This is a genomic window from Enterococcus raffinosus (genome assembly GCF_018917525.1).
In the GTDB taxonomy this organism is placed as follows: Bacteria; Bacillota; Bacilli; order Lactobacillales; family Enterococcaceae; genus Enterococcus_A; species Enterococcus_A raffinosus_A.
In genome coordinates this window covers 34,841-47,874 of the sequence record NZ_JAHLOS010000035.1, presented here as the reverse complement: position 1 = coordinate 47,874, position 13,034 = coordinate 34,841, and the positions used below count along the sequence as shown (strand labels likewise).

The following is a 13,034-nucleotide window of genomic DNA, read 5'->3' as shown; positions in this document are numbered from 1 at the left end:
GTACTTACAGATGTGCTTCCACTATAGCTTCCTGACTCGCTTGATGATTCACTTACACTTGTCGAAATAGATTCGCTAATTGATGCACTGATTGAATCACTAATACTTGTGCTTTCACTATTGCTTTCGCTTGTGCTAGTTGAGTTCGAATCGCTGATCGAAGTACTTTCGCTTGTGCTGTCGCTCGTACTTACAGATGTGCTTCCACTATAGCTTCCTGACTCGCTTGATGATTCACTTACACTTGTCGAAATAGATTCGCTAATTGATGCACTGATTGAATCACTAATACTTGTGCTTTCACTATTACTTTCGCTTGTGCTAGTTGAGTTCGAATCACTGATTGATGTGCTTACACTTGTACTGTCGCTATCACTCACGCTTGTACTTTCAGATCTTGAATCACTGATTAAATCGCTAATACTTGTGCTTTCACTATCGCTTTCGCTTGTACTAATTGAGTTCGAATCACTAATACTTGTGCTTTCACTATTACTTTCGCTTGTGCTAGTTGAGTTCGAATCACTGATTGATGTGCTTACACTTGTACTGTCGCTATCACTCACGCTTGTACTTTCAGATCTTGAATCACTGATTAAATCGCTAATACTTGTGCTTTCACTATCGCTTTCGCTTGTACTAATTGAGTTCGAATCACTAATACTTGTGCTTTCACTATTACTTTCGCTTGTGCTAGTTGAGTTCGAATCACTGATTGATGTGCTTACACTTGTACTGTCGCTATCACTCACGCTTGTACTTTCAGATCTTGAATCACTGATTGAATCGCTAATACTTGTGCTTTCACTATCGCTTTCGCTTGTACTAATTGAGTTCGAATCACTGATCGAAGTACTTTCGCTTGTGCTGTCACTCGTACTTACAGATGTGCTTCCACTATAGCTTCCTGACTCGCTTGATGATTCACTTACACTTGTCGAAATAGATTCGCTAATTGATGCACTGATTGAATCACTAATACTTGTGCTTTCACTATCGCTTTCGCTTGTGCTAGTTGAGTTCGAATCACTGATTGATGTGCTTACACTTGTACTGTCGCTATCGCTTACGCTTGTACTAATTGAATTCGAATCACTGATCGAAGTACTTTCGCTTGTGCTGTCGCTCGTACTTACAGATGTGCTTCCACTATAACTTCCTGACTCGCTTGATGATTCACTTACACTTGTCGAAATAGATTCGCTAATTGATACACTGATTGAATCACTAATACTTGTGCTTTCACTATTACTTTCACTTGTGCTAGTTGAGTTCGAATCACTGATTGATGTGCTTACACTTATACTGTCGCTATCACTCACGCTTGTACTTTCAGATCTTGAATCACTGATTGAATCGCTAATACTTGTACTGTCGCTATCGCTTACGCTTGTACTAATTGAATTCGAATCACTGATCGAAGTACTTTCGCTTGTGCTGTCGCTCGTACTTACAGATGTGCTTCCACTATAACTTCCTGACTCGCTTGATGATTCACTTACACTTGTCGAAATAGATTCGCTAATTGATACACTGATTGAATCACTAATACTTGTGCTTTCACTATTACTTTCACTTGTGCTAGTTGAGTTCGAATCACTGATTGATGTGCTTACACTTATACTGTCGCTATCACTCACGCTTGTACTTTCAGATCTTGAATCACTGATTGAATCGCTAATACTTGTGCTTTCACTATCGCTTTCACTTGTGCTAGTTGAGTTCGAATCACTGATCGAAGTACTTTCACTTGTACTGTCGCTATCACTCACGCTTGTACTTTCAGATCTTGAATCACTGATTGAATCGCTAATACTTGTGCTTTCACTATCGCTTTCACTTGTGCTAGTTGAGTTCGAATCACTGATCGAAGTACTTTCACTTGTACTGTCGCTATCACTCACGCTTGTACTTTCAGATCTTGAATCACTGATTGAATCGCTAATACTTGTGCTTTCACTATCGCTTTCACTTGTGCTAGTTGAATTCGAATCACTGATCGAAGTACTTTCACTTGTACTGTCGCTATCACTCACGCTTGTACTTTCAGATCTTGAATCACTGATTGAATCACTAATACTTGTGCTTTCACTATCGCTTTCACTTGTGCTAGTTGAATTCGAATCGCTGATTGAAGTACTTTCACTTTTACTTTCACTATCACTTAATGAATCAGAAATTGATTCGCTGATACTCTTGCTTTCACTATCAGATAAACTTTCGCTTTCTGAAACTGATAACGATTCAGAATCAGAAACGCTATTCGACGTACTTTCACTATCAGACAGACTGCCGCTTTCGCTTTCACTTTCGCTCAATGAATCAGAAATTGATTCGCTGATACTCTTGCTTTCACTATCAGATAAACTTTCGCTTTCTGAAACTGATAACGATTCAGAGTCAGAAACGCTATTCGACGTACTTTCACTATCAGATAGACTGCCGCTTTCACTTTCGCTTTCGCTCAATGAATCAGAAATTGATTCGCTGATACTCTCGCTTTCACTATCAGATAAACTTTCACTTTCTGAAACTGATAACGATTCAGAATCAGAGACACTTTCTGATATACTTTCACTCTCAGATATGCTCTTACTTTCGCTTTCTGATTCAGAAATGGATTCACTTTCTGATAGTGATTCCGATAGTGATCCACTTTCACTTTCTGACTCAGAAGTAGAATCACTTTCTGATGTCGATTCTGATAATGATTCACTTTCACTTTCTGAATTAGAGTTAGATTCACTTTCTGATAGTGATCCACTTTCACTTTCTGATTCAGAAGTGGAATCGCTTTTTGATGTTGATTCCGATAATGATTCACTTTCACTTTCTGACTCAGAAGTAGAAATTGACTCGCTCTCAGATATGGATTCTGATTTAGAAATACTTTCGCTTTCTGATATTGATTCGGAAACTGACTCAGAAGTAGAATCTTCAGACTGAGAGATCGATTCACTTTCTGAAACAGATTGAGACTCTGAAGACGAGCTGCTTTCTGATGTCGAATTCGAAATTGATTCACTTTCACTTTCTGATATTGAAGTTGATTCACTTTCCGATGTGGATGTTGATTCAGAAATTGGATCCACCTCATAGTTGACGACAAAGGCTTGTGGAGATCCATCAATTGAAAGTCCGGTATTTGATGTCGTGTCAAAAATACCATTATTAGCTAACGCTTCAGCTAAAGAATTGTAAACTTGTCCATCTGGACCTGTAATTGTATAAATATAACCATTTCTAACTAAATCTGCATCTGTTACGCCTAACGTAATCGTTCCATTAGAGACACCCGCAGTCCCGTATTGACCTTCGGAGACATTTGTTGGTATTTGCTCATATAGGTCTCCCGTTGCTGGATCAGTTGCTGGTTGGTTATTGGAAATTACTCCTGCTAACTGATAATCTGGATATAATGTGATCGTTAATGATTGTGGATCAGAGTCAGTTGTACTCGTTCCGTTTGGAGTCAAGTCAAAAGTGAACACGCCTGTACCATCCACATAGTATCCAGCTTCAGTCAAATAGCCGTATACTAAATCAGCATAACTAACTTCTGCACCAGAAGTACCATTAATGGAAACATTTGGTACTTGACCTACTAAAGAAGTCCCATCAGAATTTACAAAAGTAACATTAACGGTCTGAACATCAGCTGTAACATAAATTGTTACTAAAGTTGCATCCGTTCCTACTGTCGTACTTGTTGGTTGTACAAATCCGTTCAATTCAGATCCAGTGGCGTAATGATAGCCGTCAGCAACATTTGTCTTAGTATAATAATCGTTTAACCAATCAATCACATTTCCATAGTTCGCTGGTGGTAGATTAGTTCCCGATGCTTCTTGACCGGAACTTAGATAGTCCGCAGAAACGACCATACCTGTCTTAGCATCCACATATTGATATTGAACGTTATTATTTGCTACACCATAAACATAGATGTTATATGTTAATTCATTTCCAAACATTGGAACCAATGCATAATTTGCCTGTCCATAGGAATCTCCGTTATCAAGTACAGAATTGGAATCTCCTCCAGATTGTCTATCAGCTATAGCTCCTGAATATACTTGAGATGCCAAAGCCCACATATAATTTTCTGGCATATTTACAGTTGCATACTCTGATGTTGCTAAATCAATAGTCTGTCCAATATAATTATCAGCATCACTCAAAGGAATTTCTATCGTACCTACAACTTTACCATAGGAATCAACATAATTTACTTTAACTGTACCAACTGATAATTTATTAGTCGTAAAACTATTTATATATCCAACATTTGAGTTTAAGTAGCTTCCTGCATCATTAACTTGATTTGGCACGCCCATAGATGACGAGGACGTAGATATTATTAAATTAGTAAATTGACTTGTTTTATTCGCTGATGCATTTCCATATACCCCTCTAAAGTTAATTGAAGAGTTATTTATTTGTACAGATGAATTAGCGTTTGTAACATATATCGCTCTTCCGCTTCCTGGTGAACCATCCGAATTAACTCGTGCAATCGTAAAGGTTCCTGGATTATCAAATATAACTTTTGTATTAGCACCAGAAATATGAATAACGTAATTATCCACAGTATTTAAAGATATATTAGAATTTGCTCCAAAATAAGCATATAGATTTCCATCAGATCTAATAGCAGCAGTTGGAGATTTTTCCACATCAATGTTACTATTCTGTCCAAAAATAACCTCTCTTTGTGCTGCTGTGTTACTAGAGTTATAGGTACTATTACCTCTATTGTCATCAATAAAGTATTGTGCCCCCATTTGTTTCCATGTGACTCCATCACCAGCAATAATTGATTTCCAATTGTAATACACAGTGGCATATGAAGGTGACCGATATGCGTCTACAAAAGTCAAGTTAGCTCCATCACCAACAGTGAAAGCATGAGAAGCTCCAGTATCAGTTGCATAGCTACTTGCTCCTCTTCCTCCTCCGATATATGAGAAGAAGAAGGAAACTCCCTGACCACCACCATTTGCTTTTTGAACTTCTAAACTAGTGCCATTCGCAATAGAAACACTTCCGTAATTGACAAATTCTGCCTTAGTTACAAAGTAGTTATTACCAGAGAAGTTTAAAGCGGTATGATCTCCATCAATCAACCGATTCGCATAGTTAGCAGCAGTTGATCCCGATGGATCCAATTTTACTCCCGTAGCATCGGTCATAATAATATTATCAAAATTGAATGTATAGTTCCCTAATGCACTGTTATTAGTCAACGTGATGACATTTCCGCCAGTTTGGTTTCCTAATCCTGCTGTTGTTGAATCCACACCTGAATAAGTTGATCTTTGATGAAGTTTTAAACTAGTAAGTGTAACAGACGGTTGTCCACTTGCCGGTTTACCAAAAGCTAAAACATTATTTAAGCCTAAACCTAATAAGTGTTGATTACTACCTCCATCAATAATTAATTTAGACGAACTCGTTCTTGCATTGGCAGCTCCTAATGTTGCTGAACCAGTTGAAAAAGAAACATTATTGGTTAATTCAATATAAGTAATGCTATTGTTCTTGTATGCAGTAACAAATCCATCCCAACTACTAACGGCTGCATATGTTCCTTTAGCTATTGCATCAGCCTTATAGGCTGCTTTATTGGCAACTTCATCTGGTGTTTCTACTAGTACAGATGTTGGACTTGATGTGTTCCCATTATTAATCTTATCTTCAAAATCCTCACGATTAACATCTGGATCAGCTGAAACATTTACTTTTGTTGATTTACCATTTACTCCACGAACTGAGAAATAAGCGATTAAATCGTTTGCTGCCGCATATTTCTGTGCTGCATGAATCAAAGCAGTACTAGGAGCCATCCCTGTTTTCATTGTGAAAACAAGTTCCTTTGTTTTTGAATCAACTTTTATTTCAGTTCCTTTAGGAATAATTTGATCGAAGAGCTCTTTTGCTTTATTTGTTTCATTTTTACTTTGTTCTTGTACAGAAGGTTGTTTGCTTTTTTCTACACTTAGAGATTTTGCAGTACTTCGTTGTTCAGAATTACTCATTGACTCAGAGAGACTATCTGAAACCCATGAACTTGCAGATTCAGAATTACTCATAGATTCAGATATACTAGTTGAGTGTTTCTCATCAGTTGCTGCAAGTGCACTAGATGATGTAGATTCACTAATTGATATTGATTGACTCATTGAATCCGATAAACTAATTGAGTCTGACGAACTAATTGAGTCCGATAGACTAACTGATTCAGAAATACTAGCTGAATCAGTGTTACTTTCCGACTCTGTTTCACTTTCTGATGCTATTTCACTTTCTGATTCAGTACTACTAGTAGATTCTGTTTGACTGGAAGATTCTACCGTATTTTCTGAATCTTTGACAATTGAATTGGTTGTACTTTCTGATTCTACAGATGTACTATTTTGCGTTGAAGATGCTGGTATCTGGGTGGTGTCCTGATTCGCGAGAATCTGATCTGTATCTGCCTCCATCCCAGCATCATTTTGAGGACTAGTTGATGTTGCATGTGCATCTTGTGTAATCAAGGTACTAGTACCCAAAACACTCGTAAATGCTGTAATTGTAGCAAACATCCAGTGTTTACCACTTTTATACATTTTGTATCGTTCTTTCTTATTCGATCTTAAAAGCTTGTACAAATTATTTTTACGACTCATAATTCAGTACAACTCTCCTTTCTCTTCATTTTTTCTATATTTTTTGAAGCGTTGAAAGAATTATCTCACAGCAAATTGCAACCAGATTAAAATGTACCAATATTGGGAAGTGTTTTTTTCTTAATATATTTTTATTAATCAAAAGCCAAACACTTTTGATTACAAAATGAATATTAAGCATTAAATTTCTTTGTTTTTTTTAACCCTTTTATTATCAAAGTTTTATAGTTCACTTTATTTCACATACGAATGAGCGGTCTTGATGTATAGAAATATAAAAGTGCTGAATATCAGCACATATTTCTTTAATTTCAAAAAATAGAAAAATTTCTTTTTTTGTAAAAAAAAATCAAAATCTATTCCAACCGATAATTACAACATTTTTATATTTCCTTTAATTTTATAACTCATTTTCCGTTAAACTTAACAATATCAATCATTATTTTTCTCTATAAAAAAGCTATTTTCTGTCTTTTTCTTTTGGAAAATGATTGGTTGACTAGAATTTAACTATTCGTTTATAATAAAAAAGTCAATTGGGGAAGTACTCAAGTGGCTGAAGAGGCGCCCCTGCTAAGGGTGTAGATCGATAATCTCGGTGCGAGGGTTCAAATCCCTCCTTCTCCGTAAAATTTATTATATTAAAATCCCCGTCCAACTAGTTGGACAGGGATTTTAATATATCTAATGACTTACGTTTAAATCAAACGTTGCTACTCTTTGTTCCCCAGAAACAAAATCAATTTCTACATTGTCAAACTTTTCTCCATCAACAGGCAGCTTCCAAAAAATTTGAGTCGTACCTGACTTTCCCTTAGGTACTTCATTTTGTCCTCGCTGTTGATTAATTGCTTCTAGGCGTTCCCCTTTTTTCGAATAAGCTTGAAAAGACTGCGCATAAGGTAAAAATGGTGTATCCATATTTATATTAGAATACTCAATTTTTACAGCAAGCATCTGTTTGGTATCATAGTTTTCGAGTTCAATCATTCGCTTTGGAAATGCTGACTGTTTTGTTGTAACTTGTACTACTTTCATTTCTGCTAATTTTTTTTCACCATCTCCGAACTCAATAGCTTCATTCGCAGAAAAACTTTTGACTTCTTGTGTAAATCTAGCTTTTTCACTGGGGTGAGTTTGTTCTTCATTTGTTCTAATTTCTGACAATTCCTTTTTTAATTTAGAATTCTCAGTTTGCAATTTTGTGATTTCAGTTTGCAAACTAGAATCTGTGGCAGTAGAACCGTCCTCAGAACATCCAGTTATCAGGAAAAGTAAAACTATAAACAAACTTACAACTACTTTTTTTAATTCCATAGTCCAATTCTCCTTATAACTTCTATAAAGAGTCCTCATCTATCTCAACTAATGAACTTAACAGATCATTTTGTTCTTTTAATATAGCCTCAATTTCTGCTTCTTCTGAAATCTCTGCTACTTGCTCATCATTTTCATTAACTAATCCTTCTGCATTCGAAAAATCAGCTTGTTTAGATTCAGATTCTATTACTCGCTCATCTAATTCTTGAACATTAGCCATCTCAATTTCCATTGATGTAGAACTAGTCTCTTCCATTTCAAGATTCGGTTCAACCATCTCTGAAGCAGCTGTCTGTAAAATACTCTCTGATTGTACTCTCTGATCATCTTCAATACTGTTGAGAAAGTTATCTCCTAAAAAAGTAGTTCCAAAAATATACAAACCTTTGGCGCTTTTATTATCAAAGCTTGTACATTGCAATCCAAAATTATCAAGGTACTGATTGACAGTGTTTTGATTGATAATGCTCATTTTTAAATCTCTAACAATAATGTTATCCGCATATTGAACATCTTGGTCCTTAGTTAAATAGGATAAAACTTTCTTTGTTTCCTCTGTAATTTCCGCCTGAATTAACGCATCTAAATTGATTTGCTGGCGTCCATTTATCGTAAGAATGCTTTCATTATTGGTTATTGTGTTATATACCATATCTCTATCAATTTGAAAGGCCCTCTTATTATTTTGAACACAATTGGTTTTGTATTCCTGAACAATTCGATCTGAAAATTCATATATTCCATGAGAAACATTCTCACTTTTTATTAGTTCGCCATTATCATATACATCACATTTCACAAAATGATCACTTACATCAAGAACATAATTTAATCCATCAAACGCTTGCATTGCTTCCTCAGTGGTTTCAAAATTTCTTCCTTCATTTTCTAGGATAGAACAAAATGTTTTTGGAACTAGAGCTACTTTTTCTACATTAATAGAATATTCTTCACCATCAATCAAAGTAGTATATTTTCCTTCAAACTTATATTCAAATTCATCTAATTCATTTGAACTTTGAGAATTTACACCAATACATAAAGAGCAACTAAGTTGATTTTTGTCTCTTTCTTCAAATAATTCACGTTGATTCTTTGCTAAATAAGATAAAACACATCGAACAAAATTCACTGTATCGACTGTGTCTAGTCTATTAAGCACATCACCAAACGTATGATACGCCTTTGAACGTCGACTTTGACGTTTCTTTATTCCCCAAGAAATTGAATCTGAAAATTCTTCTAATTTTATTTCGCATCCTTCTATTCCACCAGATTGTTCTTTAATAAAAGAAGGTTTCCATGAGTTCTTTTTAACATCTGAGTAGAGTGAACTAAAAACCTCTTCATATTGTAGTCCATATACTCCTACCCTAAACTGATCAATATCTAATGCAATTATTCTTTTCACTGTAAGTACCTCCGATTGCTATATCTATTTTTTTATTTCTGTTGGTTCTACTGCTGCTCCGAATTCTGAGTGAGATTCTCAATCAAACCTGGTGACATCACCAAAGTAGAGAGCTCTTTTAACTGTTCTTCTTGTTTCTCAATCATACTGGAGACACTAGTTAGATCTTGCATCAAAGGTCCCACTTGTTTATAACATGCTGTAAATCCTTTAATATAAGAACTTATTTCATTAATTTTTGTGTATTCTACTGTCAAATGATTGATCTCTTCTCTTAATTGGATAAAATTATCTATTGAAACCCTCTTTTGATCCTTTACCATCGAAACTAACTTATTTACTTCATAAATTTTCTCATCACGAACTTGTATGTGTGATTTAATTTGTTTCAACAACTCATTTAAGGTTGCTTTGCTGGCAATAGGTCCATTCTCTAATTCATTTACTGTCATTCACTATCTCCATTTCTTTAAGAAGAAGAAATTGTTCTACTTGAATTAACGCTTTTTTAGTAAAAATTCCTTCTCTTAATAAATAGCTGAATTTATTTACTCTATTTTTTAGATATATTTGTTCATCTTCATCGATATGCTCCATTAATGAATCGATTTCAGCCAACGAGTCAATGGAGTATCCTAAGTGATATTTATCAATAAACTCTGAAACAGCAGAGTTACGCCAAACAATTACTGGAAGTCCTAAAGACAAATATAACGAAACTTTATGCGGTGCATTATATTGGGTATATTCTCGATACTTTCCGCCATTAGGCAAATCATCATCCCAAGCAATCCCAAAGCAATTTTTGGGTATTACTCTTAGCAAATCAAATTGAGAATAGACACCCTTATACTCTACATTTTTTCCTAATTTCGAATCATCTTTTGCTCCAAAAACTTGAATTTTGGTTTGATAGTCCCAGTCTTTTAAAAAAATAGATTTTTGAATATTCCCCGCAAAAACAATGTCTTTTTCCAAAGAATCTTGCATCAATATTTGTTCATTCGGTATCAGATAATCAAATAATTCTTTGGATACCATTGTCGTACTAATTCCGAATTTTTTTAATTCAAGCTCCATTTTTTCTCCATGTGTAATTAACATATCCGCTTGATTAAACAGGTCAATTTCTTTTAAAAAACTGTTATCTCTTAATAACTCAGAATCGTGAATCAACAAAACAACTCGAGCTCCGCGTTGTCTTAACCGTTCGACAAAGACTGTTTCAAATTTAAACTGGTTATAGCTTGGATATTGATACACAATTACGTCGCCTTTTGAAACACCTGCTGTAATCCCATCAATTCTCGAAAGAAGAGACTGATCACTTTCCAATTCATCAATGTATCGATAAATGTATAGTTTTTGAAATCCAATCTCCTCGGCAATCTCTGCAACATCAGCTCGAGCTTTTGAAACAGAATCTACCGAATGCCCTTCTACAATATTAGTTATCCATTTATTCAAAGACATATTTCTCCTTGATTGATAAATTTCTGAAGAAATCAAGTTCATTTCTCGGCAAGTAGAAGGATAGATGGTTCATGCCGGACTTAATTTTATTAATAATAGTATCTTCACTAGATATATCTTTTGTAACGTAAAGATAAGCCAGTAATTGAAATATTTCTTTTGTCTGCTGATTCTCTGCATTTTGCTGTTTCAAAATTGTTGTGGCCTTATTAAGTAATTTAATAGCCTGTTCATGATTATTCATATCAACAAAGCATAACGATAGGTCAATAACACAACCAATTAAAATATCTTTCCATTCATTTGATTGATTATTAGAAAATTTCTTAAGTAAGCTATTTTCTAAAATAATACTTTCTTTTTCCATTACAGAGTTGACAAGTGAATAATTTAGACTAATTCGTAAAGTTGCTAAATATAGTAAAATGTCAAACATTGTAAAATAATCAATTGATGCAAAATACGCTTCAATACGTTTTAGCTCAACCAAGGATGTATTTCCACTACGACAATGTGCAACTAAATCGGCATAAGTTAAAACTAATTTATAGGCACTATTATCTTCACTAGAATTTTTATATTTTTCCAACGATTTTCGTAAACTCAAAAACTGTTTAAAATCCTTTTCTTGATTTGACATAGATGTATAAATGACTAAACCTAACATTTGGATTTGCTCATCCGTAGAGGAGACAAATAGATTTAATAATTCTCGATCTGACATATTCAAAACTTTTTTTAAGCCCATAACCAATTCTAAAGGTAAATCAGTTTGATAACGTAACCAACGATAATACCTAGATTTTGAAAGATTGATTTTTCTCTCCAAAGTACGAATTGAGACGCCTTTTCTTTTTCTAATTTCTTCAATAGATTCACGATCAATATTTACAGCCACAACCGAACTTTGTGGTTCAGTCAAAGTTGGATTCATCGTATTAATTAACCTACAAATACTCAATAGACTACTCTTCATCATTTCACACGCTCCCGCTAATATGTCCACCTCAATTTTTTTAAACTAGGGTCAATAGGGAAATAATTACTTTCCAATAGATTCAAGTAAGGAATAAACCAGTGATCCTAGGATAACTCCTGACATAATCACTGAAATAATTATTGTTAGCAGCTTTGATTGTTTTTCCTTATTCTCCGCTTTATCTACAACTTTATTACTTTCCTGCTCAAATTTTTCTTCAATTTTTCTTGATAGTTGATCCTTTTTCATTGGATTCTCCCCTTTAAAATAAGTTCCAAAAGGATATATGTGTAATTCATGGAAACATTATTAAAAAATTATCCCTCTTCAATAGAACTAATAATCTCACTTAATTGAGCAATTTGTAGGTCTTGTTCGGTAGTCCTTTCGACAATTTTGGTAAGCACCTGATCACTTTCGCCAAAAAAGCAGTGTTTCAAAACATATTTTTCTGTAGTAAATGAAACAAAAATGGTCAAATAAATCTCTTTTAATGAGTTATATTCTTCTTGATACGCTTGATAGGTTTGGTTGAATTTTGCTTTAATATTCTTAATGTCGTCGATTGACACACCTGAATTCTCTTGCATTGCAATCATTTCTTGATGCAAATGTTGAAGCTGAGATACTTTATCATGTTGTCCATTCACTAGTTGTTGAGCCTTTTCTTTTTCTGTGGCAAATCCTAGTATAGATGATGTATTTTCGTCTAATAATTGATTTATTTTGGTTAATAGCTGATCTGCTGAGATTGTGTTTGTCATTTATACTTCTCCTTTTTCCTTCCTTTATATTTCATCCACAATATTAGAAATAATTTTTTCATTTTCAGTAATATAGTATTGCTTAGCTATAAATCTCTCAGTATCATAAGAAACCTTCATCGTCACCAAAATCTCTTTTAATGAAGAATACTCTTGTTTATACTTTTCAAAGATAGCATTAAAGTCAGCTTTCAATTGTTTGATCTGTACAATAGCTGATTCCTTATTCGTAGCTAATTGTTTAATTTGTTCATTAATAGCTTGCATAACATTCACATGTTTTTTTTGTTCTTCAAATAACTGTGTAGCTAAGTCCTTTTCTCTTTCAAAATCCAAGAACGAGTCTGGATTTTCATTCGATAATTTATGAATCTCATTGAAGATTTTTTCTGCTGGGATTGTCATAATTTCAAACT

General features: G+C 34.4%; 9 protein-coding genes and 1 tRNA gene. 1 reads left to right on the top strand and 9 read right to left on the bottom strand.

Annotated features, from left to right (window positions below):
* The coding region (locus tag KQI58_RS17650; protein WP_216410309.1) for a KxYKxGKxW signal peptide domain-containing protein at positions 1-6,611 on the bottom strand (6,611 nt) is incomplete at its 3' end.
* Positions 6,612-7,209: 598 nt separating this feature from the next.
* On the opposite strand from KQI58_RS17650, the gene KQI58_RS17645 reads away from it, so the two are divergent.
* Positions 7,210-7,298 (top strand) — tRNA-Ser (locus KQI58_RS17645).
* Positions 7,299-7,355: 57 nt separating this feature from the next.
* On the opposite strand, the gene KQI58_RS17640 is transcribed toward KQI58_RS17645, so the two are convergent.
* The 8 genes from KQI58_RS17640 to KQI58_RS17605 form a co-directional block, all read right to left on the bottom strand.
* Complete coding sequence (locus KQI58_RS17640; RefSeq protein WP_216410308.1) at positions 7,356-7,988, bottom strand: hypothetical protein; 633 nt, start codon at positions 7,986-7,988, stop codon at positions 7,356-7,358.
* Between the two features lie 22 nt (positions 7,989-8,010).
* A complete protein-coding gene (locus KQI58_RS17635; RefSeq protein WP_216410307.1) occupies positions 8,011-9,402 on the bottom strand; it encodes a hypothetical protein in 1,392 nt (463 codons plus the stop codon).
* Positions 9,403-9,449: 47 nt separating this feature from the next.
* Positions 9,450-9,854, bottom strand: a complete 405-nt coding sequence (locus tag KQI58_RS17630; protein WP_216410306.1) for a hypothetical protein — start codon at positions 9,852-9,854, stop codon at positions 9,450-9,452.
* Positions 9,841-10,875, bottom strand: coding sequence for a hypothetical protein (locus KQI58_RS17625; RefSeq protein ID WP_253296017.1), 1,035 nt, complete (start codon positions 10,873-10,875; stop codon positions 9,841-9,843). The genes KQI58_RS17630 and KQI58_RS17625 overlap by 14 nt, the downstream gene beginning before the upstream one ends.
* Entirely contained in the window at positions 10,862-11,854 is a 993-nt protein-coding gene (locus KQI58_RS17620; protein ID WP_216410305.1) for a helix-turn-helix domain-containing protein, read from the bottom strand. The genes KQI58_RS17625 and KQI58_RS17620 overlap by 14 nt, the downstream gene beginning before the upstream one ends.
* A 63-nt stretch (positions 11,855-11,917) precedes the next feature.
* Positions 11,918-12,103 carry a hypothetical protein gene (locus KQI58_RS17615; RefSeq protein ID WP_216410304.1) on the bottom strand — a complete coding sequence of 62 codons (186 nt, stop codon included), beginning with the start codon at positions 12,101-12,103 and terminating at the stop codon, positions 11,918-11,920.
* A gap of 68 nt (positions 12,104-12,171) precedes the next feature.
* Positions 12,172-12,618 (bottom strand): hypothetical protein, encoded by a 447-nt coding sequence (locus KQI58_RS17610; RefSeq protein ID WP_216410303.1) that lies wholly within the window; start codon positions 12,616-12,618, stop codon positions 12,172-12,174.
* 24 nt (positions 12,619-12,642) lie between these two features.
* A complete protein-coding gene (locus KQI58_RS17605) occupies positions 12,643-13,023 on the bottom strand; it encodes a DUF3110 domain-containing protein (RefSeq protein WP_216410302.1) in 381 nt (126 codons plus the stop codon).
* Between the last annotated feature and the right edge of the window lie 11 nt (positions 13,024-13,034).